General features: G+C 41.1%; 17 protein-coding genes. 5 read left to right on the top strand and 12 right to left on the bottom strand.

Annotation, left to right across the window (positions count from 1 at the left end):
• Positions 1–34 precede the first annotated feature (34 nt).
• The gene (locus V7K49_RS06635) at positions 35–598 is read right to left on the bottom strand and encodes a Uma2 family endonuclease (RefSeq protein WP_335204940.1); all 564 of its coding nucleotides are present in this window, start codon (positions 596–598) and stop codon (positions 35–37) included.
• A gap of 33 nt (positions 599–631) precedes the next feature.
• Positions 632–1,363, bottom strand: coding sequence for an ABC transporter ATP-binding protein (locus tag V7K49_RS06630; RefSeq protein ID WP_335204939.1), 732 nt, complete (start codon positions 1,361–1,363; stop codon positions 632–634).
• Positions 1,364–1,905: 542 nt separating this feature from the next.
• On the opposite strand from V7K49_RS06630, the gene V7K49_RS06625 reads away from it, so the two are divergent.
• Entirely contained in the window at positions 1,906–2,745 is an 840-nt protein-coding gene (locus tag V7K49_RS06625; RefSeq protein ID WP_335204938.1) for an Rpn family recombination-promoting nuclease/putative transposase, read from the top strand.
• Between the two features lie 92 nt (positions 2,746–2,837).
• Here V7K49_RS06625 and V7K49_RS06620 read toward each other — a convergent pair whose 3' ends face one another.
• Positions 2,838–3,089 carry a TonB-dependent receptor domain-containing protein gene (locus V7K49_RS06620; RefSeq protein ID WP_335205122.1) on the bottom strand — a complete coding sequence of 84 codons (252 nt, stop codon included), beginning with the start codon at positions 3,087–3,089 and terminating at the stop codon, positions 2,838–2,840.
• A gap of 714 nt (positions 3,090–3,803) precedes the next feature.
• Positions 3,804–3,953 (bottom strand): hypothetical protein, encoded by a 150-nt coding sequence (locus V7K49_RS06615; protein ID WP_334869768.1) that lies wholly within the window; start codon positions 3,951–3,953, stop codon positions 3,804–3,806.
• Between the two features lie 107 nt (positions 3,954–4,060).
• Here V7K49_RS06615 and V7K49_RS06610 point away from each other — a divergent pair, with 107 nt between their 5' ends.
• Complete coding sequence (locus tag V7K49_RS06610; RefSeq protein WP_335204937.1) at positions 4,061–4,918, top strand: Rpn family recombination-promoting nuclease/putative transposase; 858 nt, start codon at positions 4,061–4,063, stop codon at positions 4,916–4,918.
• Between the two features lie 14 nt (positions 4,919–4,932).
• Here the strand turns inward: V7K49_RS06610 and V7K49_RS06605 are convergent, their stop codons facing one another.
• The 5 genes from V7K49_RS06605 to V7K49_RS06585 form a co-directional block, all read right to left on the bottom strand.
• Entirely contained in the window at positions 4,933–5,724 is a 792-nt protein-coding gene (locus tag V7K49_RS06605; protein ID WP_335204936.1) for an ABC transporter ATP-binding protein, read from the bottom strand.
• Between the two features lie 23 nt (positions 5,725–5,747).
• Positions 5,748–6,671, bottom strand: a complete 924-nt coding sequence (locus V7K49_RS06600) for a branched-chain amino acid ABC transporter permease (RefSeq protein ID WP_335070658.1) — start codon at positions 6,669–6,671, stop codon at positions 5,748–5,750.
• A 171-nt stretch (positions 6,672–6,842) separates the two neighbouring features.
• Entirely contained in the window at positions 6,843–7,445 is a 603-nt protein-coding gene (locus V7K49_RS06595; RefSeq protein ID WP_335204935.1) for a Uma2 family endonuclease, read from the bottom strand.
• A 14-nt stretch (positions 7,446–7,459) separates the two neighbouring features.
• Positions 7,460–8,410 carry a branched-chain amino acid ABC transporter permease gene (locus tag V7K49_RS06590; protein ID WP_335204934.1) on the bottom strand — a complete coding sequence of 317 codons (951 nt, stop codon included), beginning with the start codon at positions 8,408–8,410 and terminating at the stop codon, positions 7,460–7,462.
• A 7-nt stretch (positions 8,411–8,417) separates the two neighbouring features.
• Positions 8,418–9,680: an ABC transporter substrate-binding protein gene (locus V7K49_RS06585; protein WP_335204933.1), complete on the bottom strand. Its 1,263-nt coding sequence runs from the start codon at positions 9,678–9,680 to the stop codon at positions 8,418–8,420.
• 501 nt (positions 9,681–10,181) lie between these two features.
• Between V7K49_RS06585 and V7K49_RS06580 the strand changes: the two genes are divergently transcribed.
• A complete protein-coding gene (locus V7K49_RS06580) occupies positions 10,182–11,198 on the top strand; it encodes a hypothetical protein (RefSeq protein ID WP_335204932.1) in 1,017 nt (338 codons plus the stop codon).
• Positions 11,199–11,626: 428 nt separating this feature from the next.
• Here V7K49_RS06580 and V7K49_RS06575 read toward each other — a convergent pair whose 3' ends face one another.
• The 3 genes from V7K49_RS06575 to V7K49_RS06565 all read right to left on the bottom strand — a co-directional run bounded on the left by V7K49_RS06575 (position 11,627) and on the right by V7K49_RS06565 (position 13,182).
• Positions 11,627–11,953, bottom strand: a complete 327-nt coding sequence (locus V7K49_RS06575) for a DUF6464 family protein (protein ID WP_334869752.1) — start codon at positions 11,951–11,953, stop codon at positions 11,627–11,629.
• Positions 11,954–12,178: 225 nt separating this feature from the next.
• On the bottom strand, positions 12,179–12,676 hold the full coding sequence (locus V7K49_RS06570; protein ID WP_335204931.1) for a hypothetical protein: 498 nt from the start codon (positions 12,674–12,676) through the stop codon (positions 12,179–12,181).
• A gap of 323 nt (positions 12,677–12,999) precedes the next feature.
• The gene (locus tag V7K49_RS06565) at positions 13,000–13,182 is read right to left on the bottom strand and encodes a hypothetical protein (RefSeq protein ID WP_334869787.1); all 183 of its coding nucleotides are present in this window, start codon (positions 13,180–13,182) and stop codon (positions 13,000–13,002) included.
• A gap of 551 nt (positions 13,183–13,733) precedes the next feature.
• Between V7K49_RS06565 and V7K49_RS06560 the strand changes: the two genes are divergently transcribed.
• Positions 13,734–14,069, top strand: a complete 336-nt coding sequence (locus V7K49_RS06560; protein ID WP_335204930.1) for a GNAT family N-acetyltransferase — start codon at positions 13,734–13,736, stop codon at positions 14,067–14,069.
• 564 nt (positions 14,070–14,633) lie between these two features.
• Complete coding sequence (locus V7K49_RS06555) at positions 14,634–16,523, top strand: transketolase (protein WP_334869746.1); 1,890 nt, start codon at positions 14,634–14,636, stop codon at positions 16,521–16,523.
• The last annotated feature ends 237 nt before the right edge of the window (positions 16,524–16,760 follow it).

The raw sequence follows: 16,760 nt of genomic DNA, 5'->3' as shown, positions 1-16,760 counted from the left end.
ATTCCCAAAGCCAGATATGAATTTATACAGATGCTTATAACTTCAGCCATCCAAATAGTTGCCCTACAGTTAACTGAAAGCTGCTAACTAAATCTGGAACTGGTAATATTTCCTGTTCTTCTTGTAAAAGTTCTGGTTGCTGCTTTGGTGGATAGACTAAAACAGAACGCTCATCTGGATCAATCAGCCAACCGAAGCGACTACCATGTTTTAGACAATGTAAAATATTTCCGGTTACTTTAGTCTGGCTTTGATCTGGCGAAAGAATCTCAATTGTCCAGTCTGGATACGTCTTGAAGACATTAGCGACATCTCCACGCTCATCTAAGGGAATCCGTTCCCAAGCAAACACCGCTACATCTGGCACAATTGAACGTCCGCCAAAAGTACACCGCAATTCTGGAAATGCAAGGGCAACTCTTTGAGGTTTAGCTACAGAATTGATATTACTGACTAGTTCACCCTGAAGAATACTATGTTTTCCCTGTGGCATTGGCTTTTGAATAAATTGACCGTTGATGTATTCTGAGCTAGGCTTTGTTTCTGGTAGTTTCAAAAATTCTTCTAAAGTTAGGGGTTTAGTTGGTGATTTTACCATGTGCTTGTACCTTCCTAGTTTTCATTTAATTAATCACCCTAAATAAGCTTTTTTAACTCGCTCATCACTAATTAATTCTGATGCTGCGCCTGTTAAAGTTATAGAACCAGCTTCTAGAACATAACCGCGATCGGCGATTTGCAGCGCCAGATTAGCGTTTTGTTCAACTAACAGAATAGTAACGCCTGTAGCCCGGAGATTTTCAATAATAGAGAAGATTTCCCGGACGATCGCAGGTGCTAAACCTAAGCTAGGCTCGTCTAAAAGTAAGAGTTGTGGTTTACTCATTACAGCGCGAGCGATCGCTAACATTTGTTGTTCACCACCGCTGAGGGTTCCTGCTAGTTGATCACGTCTTTGTGACAATCGCGGAAATAGCTCAAATTGGTGCTGAATATCTGCTTTTATCTCTGTTTGATTAGAGCGAATATAAGCACCCAAAAGTAAGTTATCAAACACTGTTTGCCGTGCTAATACTCTGCGTCCTTCTGGACAGTGAGCAATACCAAGTTGTACAACTTCGTGAGTTTGTCGGCGGGTAATATTATGTCCATTATAGATAATCACGCCACTCTTAGGATGAACTATTTTAGATATGGTGCGGAGTGTAGTAGTTTTACCAGCACCATTAGCACCAATTAGAGTCACTACCTCACCTTTTTTAATAATTAAATTAATCTTTTTTAGAGCTTGAATACCGCCATAATTAACATCAAGTTCTTGAACTTCTAGAATTGTATAATTAGGTCTAATATCGGCGTTCATTGGCGGTTTATATCCAGAAATGTTGATTCAAAACCTAACATACATCAATCATACATTTCCTAAAACAGTGCGACGCCGAGTAGCCCGTTGTAGTCGAGAGCATCTCACCTTTGCAAATATACCCGGCGATTAGAAATGGCGGCGACACAAACTTTCGTCCGCCTACGCAAACTCCAAGAATTTGAAACCCACAGAGGTGGGTTTTGTCTTGTATAGCCAAAGTCTTTTCTCTACAGCCCTTCTTGCGTTCGGGCATCCTACGGCAGGCGCTAGCCTCTGGCAATGATCAGAAGGGGGAGTCCGCGAACGCAAGAGCGTCTTGTAGAGAGCGTCTGAGGTCTCCCCAGAGAAGCCGGGCGGGTCTGGCGACTTGAGCGGACTGGCGTCAAGTAGCGCGCGAATTCCATTCGCCAGGACAGGCGTGTTTTTCCACTCATTGAGATGCTCCCCTTATAGTCATTGCTTCAACTTAAAAAATAACGCCAGAATACTGCAATCATTGTGATATACCATTAATTACTGATAAGCATATCAAGCGTCTTGTGACAAAAGCAGCAGATATTGGTAGCAAGCGACTAATTAATTTAGCTCCTGATGCATGGGTACAGTGGGTGACACAGCGTCCTGAAGTTGTGGCGAAAGAAATTCTCGGCTCTGAGTTTCAGTGGATTAGCCGCGAAACAGATGTGTTGGTGAAGGCATACAGCACTACCCACGGGGATTTTTTGGTACTTAACGAACTACAATTGCGTTACACAGCCCATATGCCTCTACGCATGAGAGCCAATGCTGCCTTAGCACAACAGCGCTACCAACTACCAACTTACCCAGTACTGATCAACATTTTACCGCCTCCATCCACCTTAACTATTGTCAATAGCTACGAGCAGGAATTTTTGGGATTACGTGCCATCCAAGATTATCACGTGATTAATTTGTGGGAAATCGATGCTGAGATAGTGTTTCAGCAACCACTACCATCGTTGTTACCCTTTGTGCCAATCCTGCGAGGAGGAGGAGAGATATCAGTTGTGCAACGCGCACTACAGGCGCTACGAGCAGATGCAGAGTTGAACCAGTTAGAATCCCTGCTGGCATTTTTTGCTAGCTTTGTGTTAGACACGCCTTTAGTGGAACAAATCATGAGGTGGGATATGGTAGAATTGCGAGAATCGCCTTGGTATCATGAAATTGAGCAAAGAGGTATTCAAGAGGGTGCGCGACGGCAGCTAATCCGCGTATTGGAACAACGCTTTGGTGAAATTCCCCATGAGGCAGAAATAAGGCTTGAGGGCAAGAATGTGGATCAATTAGAAACTTTAATGGATAGCGCGATCGCTGTGAGTTCTTTAGAAGAATTTCTCACAATTATATCTGCCTAAATTATTCAAATCTTCAAGGGAATTGGACATGCGATCGCTCTGGTAAGCTGCGCTAACGCTCAATTCAAAAACTGATTACCCTCTAGCGGGACTTAAAACTGGACTGAAAGTGTTCCCAAAACTGTAAATGGTGCGGCAGGATACACACTGTCTATACTATCGGCACTTTCAAAATAGTAAACATCAAATAAGTTCTTGATATTCAGCCCAACTCGCCAGTTGTCACGGCGGTAATAAATCGCTGCATCAGTTCGCACATAGCTAGGCAACGTGAATGTATTCTCTAAGTCTCCTTGTCTGTCGCCCACAAAAAATAAGCGTAAGCCCTTTGTGCCTACCCGAATTCAATCAACAACTGTCCAAATTCAATTAACGACTATCCAAATTCAATTAACGACTGCCCGAATTCAATTAACGACTGCCCGAATTCAATCAACGACTGCCCGAATTCAATCAACGACTGCCCGAATTCAATATAGGAACTTAGCAAATTTGCTTTTATGAAACACGAAAGCGATGGCTTTGCCAACGCCTGCCGTAGGATGCCCAAAGGGCTGTAGGGCGAACGCAAGAGTTGAAATGATCCAAAGCGTAGACGCAAAGCGGTGAGGCAGTGCGTTGGGCGGGTTCCCCGACTTGTTCGCGCAGCGTCTCCCCTTGAGAGAAGCAACTGCCGTTAGCGCAGCGTTAGCGATGCAGGAGCGTCACCCGGAGGGCTTGTCAAGAGACATCGCCTAAAAGTGTATGAAGAACAAGCGCGATTAACCATCGCTGAATTTTCACAAATTTTTTCCTCACACTCCAGTAACCAAAACTTTCTTTGTTAAGAAGATTTAAAAATAAATACAATTTTTAGCTTAGTAGCCTTTTCAAGGGACTAGTACCGCAAGGCAAAAGTCAAAAGTCAAAAGTCAAAAGTATTATGGAATAAGCTCTTTAGGACTTTTCAATGGTCTGCTTATTTACGCCGTGCTGTACTAGGGAAGATCAAAACTCCCACGAAATCGTGCCCTGCTCTGCTTCATCAGGCTAATGATTAAGAGGCTTGCAGACCCTTCCTAAGATGTCAAATGGATTCTATAGCAGTTTTCAGTGACCACACAAGCCACGTGTAGGCGTAGCCAGCCGTAGGCATCACCCAAATTTTTTCGTAACTCATTCTTAATAACTTGCGATCGCATAACCCCATCACTAGCCGTTACCAACATTGCAGACGAATAAAGCAGCTAAAAGCTTACTTGATAAATATTCTTTAGAAGTAATACCACACTTCAAGTTACGATAAATCTCACTTATTGAGAGCATTTACACCCCGATGGCAAAACCTGCCGATGTCAGTACCAAAAAATTAATCAGTCTCGCACCCGACAACTGGGTAAGATGGGTAACGCAGATTCCAAATCTCGTTGCTGGGGAAATTCTCACCAGTGAATTTCAGTGGATTAGCCGAGAAAGTGATGTATTAATCCGTGTCACAAGTCCCCAACACGGAGATTTTCTGGTTCTCAACGAATTGCAATTACGCTATCAATCCAAAATGCCACGTCGGATGCGTGCATACGCTGCACTTGCAGAAGAAAAATATAACTTACCAACATACCCCGTTCTCATCAACATTCTTAAAACCGGTAACAACGAAATACCCACAAGCTTTACATCAAATATTGCTGGATTACGGGCAATACAAGATTATCGGGTAATTAACCTGTGGGAAGTCGATGTCAACATTGCTTTTGAACAACCTTTACCTTCCTTACTACCGTTTGTACCCATTCTTAAAGGTGGTGAAAATGAATCTACTATTAGAGAAGCATTGCAAATTCTCCGTGCTGATGAACAACTAAACCAACTGGAAACGGTCTTAGCTTTTTTTGCTACGTTTGTTTTAGAGAGTGCCCTAATTCAAGAAATCATGAGGTGGGATATGACTGTATTACGTGAGTCGCCTTGGTATCAGGAAATTTTACGTGAAGGAGAAGCACGCGGGGAAGCACGGGGGGAACTGCGAGGAATACTTTCTAGTATTGAAATTAATTTAGAGTTGAAATTCAGTGATAACGGGTTACAGTTAATGCCACAAATCAACCAAATTAATGATTTAGAGCGTTTGAAGACAATTTTACGGAATGTTGTAACTGCAAATAATATTGAGGAATTGCAACAGGTTTTGTAAATTGAGACAGATAGTCATTCATTGCCTAAATAAGCCTCAATCACCGCTGGATTATTTCTGACTAAAGATGGTTCACCCAAAGCAATTAATTGACCGAAATCTAATACCGCAATGCGATCGCACAAACCCATAACCAAAGGTACATGGTGTTCAATGAGGATGATCGTCAAATTGAAGCGATCGCGCAGGCTGCGAATAAATGCACTGAGTTGCTGCTTTTCGTTGGGGTTCATCCCCGCTGCCGGTTCGTCGAGAAGTAAGATTTGCGGTTTTAATGCTAAAGCGCGGGCAATTTCTAAGCGACGCTGATCACCGTAGGCAAAGTTTTTGGCTTTTTCGTCAGCGCGATCGCTCAATCCCACCAAATCCAATAAATCTAAAGCTTTTTGCTTAGTTTTCAATTCTTCACTAGACGCTGGTGGTAATCCTAAAACTCCTGTAATCATATTACTTTTAGTGTGTAAATGTCGGGCAATGATCACATTTTCTAATGCCGATAATTCCCCAAACAAGCGAATATTTTGGAAAGTACGGGCAATACCTAAAGCAGCAATTTGATGAGGACGCAGTTGGGAAATTTCTGCACCTTGATAAATTAATTGGCCGCTAGAAGGTGGAATGAAAGCGGTAATCAAATTAAACAGTGTTGTTTTGCCAGCACCATTAGGGCCAATCAGTCCAAAAATCTCATATTTATTTACACTAAAAGATACATTATTAACTGCTACTAGACCACCAAACCGACGAGTCAATGCTCGTGCTTCTAAGAGAATACTGCTGTTAGCTGCTGGAATACTATGTGACATTTTTGCATATTATTATGAATAGTTCACTTTGGGATTTTGCGTCTTTGGAAAATATCTGGAGTAATTAGCCCTTGGGGGAAAAATATTGTACCTATTACTATTAGTAAGCCAAAAATAATTAATCTCCCATCGCGCAAAAATTGTGCTAACCAATTAGGTAAACCACCAGTATCAGCTAGGCTTCGCAGAATCTCTGGTAAGGCTGTAAATACTATACCTCCGACTACCGGTCCTAAAAAAGTTCTCGAACCACCAATCAAAACAAAAGTTAAATATATAATACTGGCATCAAAAGTACCTTGACGAGCATTCCAAGTATTCAGGAAGTGGGCGCTAATTGCACCTACAACCCCTGCAAGCATAGCCCCTAGTGTAAATGCCAAAACTTTGTAATAAGTGGGATTGATTCCCATTGCACCCGCTGCTAATTCATCTTCACGGATAGCTATAAATGCCCTTCCTACTCGGATGCGTTCTAAACGGTAAAGTAACACCATACTAATTAATAGTAAGGGCAAAACAATCCATAAATATTCAAGTTGTGTTTGGAAAGGTTGAGGAATACCAAAAATCCCGACAGCACCGCCTGTAATATCCAGATTGAGAGAGATGACGCGCAGAACTTCTACAAAAGCAATAGTAGCGATCGCTAAATAAATTCCTCGCAACCTCAACGCTGGAATTCCCACTACTACACCCAATAAACCAGAAATTACACCAGCAATTAACATCTCCAATAACAATAAAGGAATGGGATATAAACTACTACTAGATGTCAAAACTTTTGTGGAGAGAATTGCTGCAATATACCCACCTAAAGCATAAAATCCTGGACTAGCTAAAGACAATTGCCCTGTCATTAGCGGTAAGTAAAGTGATAATCCTAATAGCGCCCCCAATACCATAGAGACAATTAAAGAACCGTAAGTAGTGAAAAAATCCGCCATTTTAAAACATTTTGATTAAGCTTAATAAAACTATCACTTACATCAACTATAGCGCTCCTAAATCAGTTGTAAAAATTTCTCTATTCTCTTTCTCCGTGTACCCTGTGGTAAGCCACTTTGCATCTACGTTTATTCAAGATTTATTTTCACAAATCAGATAGGACTGCTATATTAAGCTGTTAATATTTGCTCTGCTGTCAGCGTCAGTTCAGGAAAAGTTTGTGACACAATTCGTTCTGAACCTCTAAACTGTGTGCGTTGATATTTTCCCTCAGCATCTAATAGAAAAACAAACACAGTCGGAACTTTTGGATTTCCTAAATCCTGTCTTGAACCAATTGCCAAATAATCTACAATCCAATATTCTGTAATACCTAAACGTTGATATTCGTCTAATTTATCTATATAGTCATCTTCCCAATTAGTTGATGTCACCTCTATAGCTAACTGGATGGGTTGTTCAAGTGCAGAATAAGCAGAACGATTTGATCGCGATACATCTTTATCTATGACACTTACATCAGGCTTGCGCCCTTGTTCTGTGCCATCAGCAGTTATAGTTTTAAAGACTGCTGTGTTGTTAACCACATAATTTAGGTTAAACCGCCTAATTTCATCATTGTAAGCAAACAATATAAAATTAGCGGCATCATCATGATTTCTGGTTGCACGCACTTCTACAATTTCTCCATCCACAAGTTCATATAAACCTTCCTCTAGACACTGTTTCAAAAATTGATCAAAAGTTAATTTTTGTTTGGTGTATGTTTTCATAGTGCTATGTCTCCTTAAACTTTCTGAATAAACCGCCGTCCTAGTAAACCTTGGGGTCTAACTAATAGCATGATAAACAAAATTCCAAAGGCTACTGCGTCTTTATATCCAGAGAATTCAGCAGGAACAAACGCCTCCACTAATCCAATTACCAAGCCTCCCAACACTGCACCAGGAATACTACCCAAACCACCTAAGACAATTACCGCTAAACCCCGCAATCCAAAAGCAATGCCGAAATATGGCCCAGCAATACTAACACTAGAGGCGACTAAAGTTCCTGCTAATCCTGCTAAAAAACTGCTGATGAAGAATGTTAGGATGATAAACCGATCACTATTAATTCCTAACAAACTAGCTGTAGTTGCATCTTCTGCGATCGCCTGCATTGCCTTACCATATTTAGTTCGATTGATAAAATAGGTAAGAATTGCCACAATCACAACTGATACAGTAAAAATTACCACCTGAACGCTGCGAATAGGAATTGGGTTTTCTGAACTACCAAAGTTAATAGCAGGCGGCAAATTTCCGTAAGTATTTGCGGGGTATGTGTAACTTTCTGCGCCTACTAAATACTGAATTAAATTCACAATTACCACTGCTACCCCTAAACTGGAAACAACAGTTAGTAAAGGGTCAGATCTTTGACGGCGCAAAGGTTGAAAGGCAACACGTTCCATTACTACCCCTATCAATCCCGCCAAGGTACTTCCTAAAATCAAGGATATAGCAAATGGTAATTTTATCGGCAGGGCTGCATTAGCCAACAAGCCGTTAAATCCAAAGTTACCACCCATGAGTGCAAAAGTGAAATATGCACCCAAGGTAAAAATCGCACCATGAGCTAAATTAATGATGCCCAAAATAGAATAAACCAAGGTATATCCTAAAGCAAAAATTGCATAGACACTGCCAATGGATAAACCATTTAATAATTGCTGTAAAAATAGATTGATATTCATGTAGCAACTATTTTAGGAATGTGAATTTACCTTGACTCCCGTCTTTTGCCATTTTTATTTGGGCGACATAGAAATCTTTTTGAACAACTTCACCTAGAGGAGTAAAACCAATTTCACCCAGTGGTGTATTGTATGTTCCGACAAGTATCTGTTTATTTAATTCTGTTCGCAATTCTGGTAGTTGTAATTTGTTAACTTTGCTCTTTTTATCTAAAGCTTGGAGTGCTTCGACATAAACCTGCACTGCTGCAAAAGCTTGGGCGCTAAATTGGGGTGGCTCTTTTTTATATTCGTCAGTATAGGCTTTACGAAACGCCGCGTTAATTTCACCTGGATGTTCTGGACTGTAGGCTTGAGCAATCAACACACCATCACAAAGTGCCTTACAAACTGGCAATATATTCGATGTGTTTAGACCATTTCCACCAACAATTAAGCCTTTATAACCCAGTTCCCGCAATTGTCGCACTAAATTACCACCATCAGCAGCCAAACCAGAAATAATGATCAAATCTGGTTTGAGATTAATTGCATTGGTAGCTTGGCTTTGAAAATCTGTATCACTGGTTTGGAACTTTTGGACTGTTACCAATTCCAGCCCTTGATCCTTAACTGTTTGCTGAAAAATTTCTGTTTCTGACTTGCTAAATGCATCATTTTGAGCATAGAAGACTGCGACTTTTTTAAGTTGGGGGTTTTGCTTAAGTGCAGCCTTCACCGAATTAGGCGCGACGATGGAAACTGGTGCAGAAACACGAGCAATATAATCTCCAATTTCGGGAATGTTTTTAGCAGTATTCGATGGCCCAATAATTGGTACTTTTGCCCGTTCGCCAATAGGATCAGCACTAAAAGCTTGCTGTGACAAAGTTGGCCCCACAATCCCAATAACTTTATCTTTGTTAATTAAAGTTTGAAAAGCGTTAATTGCCCCTGCTTCATCACCGCTAGTATCTTGAAACACTAATTTAATTGGAGTGCCATTAACACCACCTTTACTATTGAAATACTTCTCGGCAAGTTTGGCTCCAGCAACTTGCTCTTGACCTAGTAATGCTACATTGCTAGTTTGGGCAACGGCAATACCGATGGGAATAGCAGCGGACAATGTACCCGTTGTCGCTGCCGTACCGGTTGCAGTGTTATTTGGGGTACTATTTGGACTATTATTTGGAGAATTTGTCACAGTGCTAGTGCCACTACCACAGCCTGTTAGTAGCAAAGCGCAAGTTGATAATAATGCTGTTGTCCGAGCGATCGCCTTGTTCATCGTTAAATAATCATGTAGTTATTAGATATTCGGCAAAAGCTAATAGTAAATTTCATAATCTGCAAACAGAATGACGCAGATTTACACTTTTGCACGAATTCTATTAAATCATTCTTATTTGACCATGCAAAGGCAAATTTTCAAAGTGTTTGTCAATACAAATTATAATCAGCCGTGATTTTACCATCCCAGGTAAAACAAATTTTTACCTAAATTTTACCTAAAATTTACTTTGGTAGAGTTGAATTCAACCAGTGTTCATCCAACGGCTGATAGTAGTAGTTCTATCGGACAAAGGTTCTGAGCTTTAACTAGATAATGTAAAGGTTTGTAACTAATTTCCGTAACTATAGAACTGAAATTGAATCCGAAATAGGTGCGTGGTTTCATCGTACAATACCAGTCAAGCTGAAAGGAAAATTTAGGAATTACAACTTTACAGCTGTCCAAATGTTTGCAACAAAACACAGACCAGTATTAAGGAGAAAGACATTAGATTTTATGAAAAGGAAATTTACAATTTTAGCAGGCACAACATCGGTAATTTTATCCCTGGTAAGCCAACCAGCTCTTGCAGTTTGGAGTGGGCCTCAGGGTCTGGGAGGTACATACGTATCAAATCCAAGTTGTGCTTCCTTAGGGACAAATCAGGTTATCTGTGCTGGTCTAGGAACCAATAATGCACTTTTTGTTAATCGGTTTAATGGCAGTTCGTGGAGTGGGCCTCAGGGTCTGGGAGGTACATACGTATCAAATCCAAGTTGTGCTTCCTTAGGGACAAATCAGGTTATCTGTGCCGGTCGAGGAACCGATAATTCACTCTTTGTTAATCGGTTTAATGGGAGTTCGTGGAGTGGACCTCAGGGTCTAGGAGGTACATACGTATCAAATCCAAGTTGTGCTTCCTTAGGGACAAATCAGGTTATCTGTGCTGGTCTAGGAACCGATAATTCACTTTTTGTCAATCGGTTTAATGGCAGTTCGTGGAGTGGATCTCAGGGTCTGGGAGGTACATACACCTCAGATCCAAGTTGTGCTTCATTAGGGACAAATCAGGTTATCTGTGCCGGTCGAGGAACCGATAATTCACTTTTTGTTAATCGGTTTAATGGCAGTTCGTGGAGTGGATCTCAGGGTCTGGGAGGTACATACGCCTCAAATCCAAGTTGTGCTTCATTAGGCACAAATCAGGTTATCTGTGCTGGTCTAGGAACCAATAATGCACTTTTTGTTAATCGGTTTAATGGCAGTTCGTGGAGTGGACCTCAGGGTCTGGGAGGTACATACGCCTCAAATCCAAGTTGTGCTTCATTAGGCACAAATCAGGTTATCTGTGCCGGTCTAGGAACCAATAATGCACTTTTTGTTAATCGGTTTAATGGCATTTCGTGGAGTGGACCTCAGGGTCTGGGAGGTACATACGCCTCAGATCCTAGTTGTGCTTCATTAGGCACAAGTAAGGTTATCTGTGCCGGTCTAGGAACCGATAATTCACTTTTTGTTAATACTGGTCCATAGTTACAACAGTTTTCTCTTGGGTGAAGGGTAGGCTTAGTTTAGGGCATCGGTTAACGGACGTTTTGATAAATTGTTCTGTCCCCAGTTCTTCCCTAAATTTATAAGCGAAAACACATCTAATTTACATATTTAAATTTAATCAGATGCTTGTATGATGGGTATCTGACCCGCCCTAATTATGCAATTTAAATGTGGAATAGCTTACCATTTTGGATTTTAGATAATGGAATTGGGAATCGCCTTGGTGCGTCTGGCTTAGTGTGAATTCATCTGTCACAATCATTTTTCAAATTGGTATTAGATGCGCTAGGACGCTTTCAGGAAAACAAAGATACTATACTGTTCAGTAACTCTCTTGCTTCGCCAGCCTCCCTTTGTCCTTCTTCGGTAATTTGAGATTGATTAAGTATTAGTCAGGTAAAACGTTATTAAGTCCTTTTTTCACTACCAGCTAATCCCTTAGGTTCGTAGTGACGGCAAACGTTACATGGTCCGTCGGGATTGACAGCACAGCGGATATAGCCAGATCGGGCATTAAATTTGCAGCTGATATCGCCAATCAGATAACCCACCCCTTCTAAATAATAGCGATCGCCTTCAACAGGTCTAATGTTGTACCGTCCCTGCACCATTGGAAAATTCATCGCTGCTTGCCTCATCCGTAAGCGCGATCGCACAAAGTTTTTGCGGATCATCCACAGGGAAAACAGGGACGGTAAAAAACCAACGGCAATCACTAAAAGTGTCTTTAACACCTTTTTTTACCTCTTCTGTGCGCTGATTGATTATCCCTGATGTTGCACCTGGTTTTACGGAAGTGCAAATATTAGGGCAGCTTTGCCTATTTGCCACCAACTGTGGCTGCAATTAGCAATGGCAGTATGGTATATAGCAATTTTGAAAAAGAAGTTCCTTCTGCCACTCCAATCAGCATAACTGTTAAATCTCATGGGTCAGCTGCCGTTGAATGTTGATAATTATTAAGATTTGTTGACTAATACCTTTTTAAGGAAGCGTTTTGTGTCAGCCTCAGCCCCACTCTTGTTTTTTCTGTGTCGCTGCGATGCTAATCTTTTTTTGGTTTGCTGACGAAGTTGCTGTGCTAGTAGCGTTGCTTCTCTTTCTGGTCGGAATAAATCAACTCTTCGCGTCGTCAGAATAAATGATTCGTCTGGCTTTCGTTTCACCCAAGGGACGCTAATTGACTGCCAAATAAAAATATTTTTGCATTTTAGAACTGGGTAACGTTTTTGAGTATTAAGTGTGTTGGCGATCGCTTTCAACTCTAATATCGCTGTTTCTAACTCTCCCGCCATCTGATTGATGCGTTCGACTTGTGCTATAAAACGCTCCCGTTCACTGATGATTTTTTTATTTTGGGGTTGCAGTGGCACTATAGCAGTAGTTATAGATGTAGGTTGCAACAGCGAAACTTTGAGCAAAATGGGCTTTTTGTCTGTATATTCGATTTTTTTCATCCTACCTCAAGCAAGGCTAGCTGACTTGTAAGGCATTTTAGCAGCAAAATAGTATATTTGTACTAAGTAAAAATATATTTACCTTTAACATCAGCGATGTCTACGATGAGCTTCTCTAGCTGACGCTAAGTGCTGTATTGTATCCTCTGAAATGCTTGTTTTAAAGGAAATCTCTGAGTCAATACTTCTCGGTTAAGTTCTAAGCGGTGCTGAGAAAGGAGAATTTAAGTTGTTGACTATAATTTCCAGTTCCTCTATAGAAAAAGTGAATGCTCTACGCTTCATCCTGAGGGATAGAAGCGTAGGATGCCCAGGGGGTTTGCTCAAAACTGCCAGGAAATTGTGCCCTGGATTGTCAGGGGATCGCCAGGTATAATCCGATTCAGGTTTTGTGCAGAGACAAAATAATCAGTGTCGAACAAATTCTTGATATTGATCGCAGCTCGGTAATTGTCCCGCTTGTAATAAATAGCTGCATCTGTGCGTACATAACTTTTATTCGTCAATATACATTCGTTAAAATTTAACTAAGATGATGAGCAGTTTGTCAAGAAGTTTTGATCATGAAATTTTTCTGTGGTTAAGCCAAAAATCAGTTAGATTAACTGTTATTCCCTAACAGGCGATCGCAATTTTTTGGATATGGCTGATATTAGAAATTTGGGATGAACTTGCTTCTAGAGCATCAGAGCAGAACTAATCCCATTGTCAAAAAAACTCGTTCAAAGTTTCCATCCAAAAAACCACTTCAGAGAGTAACTGAAAATTACTCTCAACAACTTAAATTTTATGTTATTAGCACTGCTTAGAGTTGAAATGAGAAGTCTTCATATCTGAGTAAGAAGTAAGCGACGTATTTGCATATTGACTGCCAATCTTGCAGCGTGACAATATTTAACATTATGTATATATTTAACTTTCCAGAAATATATATTAAGTTAAATTTCCTATCTGAGAAATTATGATGAAGCTAAAATAGCGCCGCAGATCAGTCTGGGTTTCACTGTGGGAATACTCAGACTCACCAAGGCTGATCATATTTTTGGGAGCATCTCAAATGGATATTGACGTTTGGATTAAAGGTTTAGGAAGTAAGTTTACTTATGTAGCAGAGGAGCAGGGCAAAATTATTGGTTTTGGGGAATTAGAGGCTAATGGTCATATTGGCCGTTTTTACTGTCATAAAGATTTTCAAAGAAAAGGGATTGGTAAGAAAATCTTAGAACAACTTGAATCAAAAGCAAAGGCTTTAGGGATTGAAAAGTTATTTACAGAAGCGAGTAGTACAGCTAAACCTTTTTTTGGAAGCCAGAACTTTATTGTTGTGAAACAGCAAGAAGTAGAACGTAGAGGGCAAAAACTGATAAATTTTATCATAGAAAAAAAAATTTAATAATTACTAAATTGGTTTGATTAAAAATAGTCTTTTCGACAGGTTTAATCCGCTCAAGAGCATTTTAGCTGCATATAATGAGGGCTAAAGCCGCTGACTAAAAGTGAATTATTCTAGAAAAATGAATTACAGCTTATTCAGCCATTAGTTGTCAAAAAAAATTAAGTATTTTAAACAAAAACGACCTTTTTTCTCTCGCTGTAATCTTGATTTTTTTGTTTATGAATAAACAAAATACTGAATCTAGTGGAATTAGTCTTGTATACCCTAAGAAATAAAGCTTAGTTATTCCATTAGAAAGAAGCCACTGTAGCTCTTACTATCTAAAGTAAACTTAGGGATATTGAAAGAAATCTCTGAACAAGTGTTTAGTTGGATTTGTGTCTGCTTCTGGTTAAAAAAGACACTATTCATCACCAAGTCAAATTCAAAAAGAATAATCTTTTCTTTTACCTAGAGCGTATTAGCATTTTTTTCGGTAAAATAGCCAAGTCTAGCCAAAACACGAGTGATAAAACAAAGGATTCGCTACAATACCCTTGATTTTCATTTAGGAATATTACTATGACCACACAGGAGCAACTAGACCAATGGCATGAACTAGCACAACAGTTGCGTATCGATAGTATTCGCGCCACAACCGTTGCCGGTTCAGGTCATCCTACCTCGTCCATGTCAGCCGCTGATCTGATGGCGGTTTTACTCTCCAAATATCTCCGCTACGACTTTGATAATCCACATAATCCTAATAGCGATCACTTCCTTCTCTCTAAAGGACACGCTGCACCTCTACTCTATGCCATGTATAAAGCAGCGGGGGCAATTACTGATGAGGAGTTATTGTCGCTACGGCAATTTGGCAGCCGTTTAGAAGGACATCCCACACCAGTTTTACCTTGGGTTGATGTGGCAACTGGCTCATTGGGACAAGGATTACCAATTGGTGTGGGGGTGGCTTTAGCAGGTAAATATCTAGATCAACTTCCATACCATGTCTGGGTATTGCTGGGTGATAGCGAAACAGCTGAGGGGTCAGTATGGGAGGCTTTTGATCATGCCTCACACTCCAAACTAGACAATCTGATCGCCATTATCGATGTCAATCGACTAGGGCAACGCGGTGAGACTGAACTGGGTTGGAACACACAAGCCTATGCTGCGCGTGCTAGAGGCTTTGGCTGGCACGCAATTGAAATTGATGGTCACGACTTGACAGAGATTGACCAAGCCTTTACCACTGCTTTGAGCATCAACGATCGCCCCACGGTAATTATCGCCCGCACAAAGAAAGGCAAAGGTGTGGCTTCTGTGGAAGATATTGGTGGTTGGCATGGTAAAGCATTCAAACCCGACCAAGAGAAAGAGGCGATCGCGGAGTTAGGTGGTGAACGCCACATGATAATTGAAGTCAACAAACCCGAAGCCCAAAGCCAACCTGCTGCAACAGGGAATGCTCAATCCCTGCAACTTCCCACTTATGAAAAAGGTGCAAAGGTCGCAACACGTAAAGCATATGGTGACGCTTTAGTGGCATTGGGAGCCGCTCAACCCGATGTAGTTGTCCTTGATGGCGAGGTGAGTAATTCCACTTACGCCGAAGATTTTGCCAAAGCCTATCCTGAGCGCTACTTTGAGATGTACATTGCTGAACAACAACTGATCGCAGCAGCGGTGGGTTTGCAGGTGCGAAAATACAAACCCTTTGCTTCCAGCTTCGCAGCCTTCTTGAGTAGAGGTTACGACTTTGTAAGGATGGCGGCTATCTCTCGTGCCAACATTAAATTAGTGGGTTCCCATGCTGGGATATCCATTGGTCAGGATGGGCCTTCACAGATGGCACTGGAGGACTTAGCAGCCTTCCGGGCGGTGTGGAGTAGTACTGTACTTTATCCCAGTGATGGCAATCAGACGGCTAAACTAGTGGCGCAAATGAGCGATCGCAATGGAATTGTCTACCTCCGTACCACCAGGGAAAGCACACCTGTAATCTATGGCTCTGATGAAGAATTCCCCATTGGTGGTAGCAAAGTAATCCGTAGTTCTGAGCAAGATCAAGCCACAGTGATTGCGGCTGGTATTACTTTACATGAAGCACTTAAGGCTGGGGATCGTTTAAAAAACGAAGGGATCACGGTGCGGATCATAGATGCCTACTCCGTCAAACCTATTGATGTAGAAACACTTCATCAAGCTGCACGCGATACCAAGGGGAATTTAGTCGTGGTTGAAGACCACTGGATGGAAGGCGGATTAGGTGCGGCTGTGCTTGATGCCTTTGCTGGTACTAGTAGTATTCCTACTTACAATGGGCCTCAACTGCGGTTAATTAAGTTGGCAGTGCTTGATATGCCAAGTTCCGGCACCCCAGAAGAACTGCTCCATACTGCCAAAATTGACGCCGATGCCATTGTTGAAGCGGTGAAATCGCAAGTCAGACAGCCAGTAGGGGTATAAGACGATACAGTTAATTAAAGGATGATTGTAGGTTGGGTTGAACTAAGTGAAACCCAACAAATGCCCAACAAATGTTGGGTTTTGTTCCTTAACCCAACCTACGCAATATATTTTTTGATTGATAGTGAGGCGAAATGGTAACGAAGCGGAAAATTTAAAAAATATTGGTAATTACAAGGTTTTTAAGGGAGGAACGTCTAAAGTCCCCTTTTAAAAGATTGACTTGAATCCACTCGT

This window comes from Nostoc sp. (assembly GCF_036919675.1).
Taxonomy (GTDB): Bacteria; Cyanobacteriota; Cyanobacteriia; order Cyanobacteriales; family Nostocaceae; genus Nostoc.
This window is presented reverse-complemented; position numbering and strand designations above follow the sequence as displayed.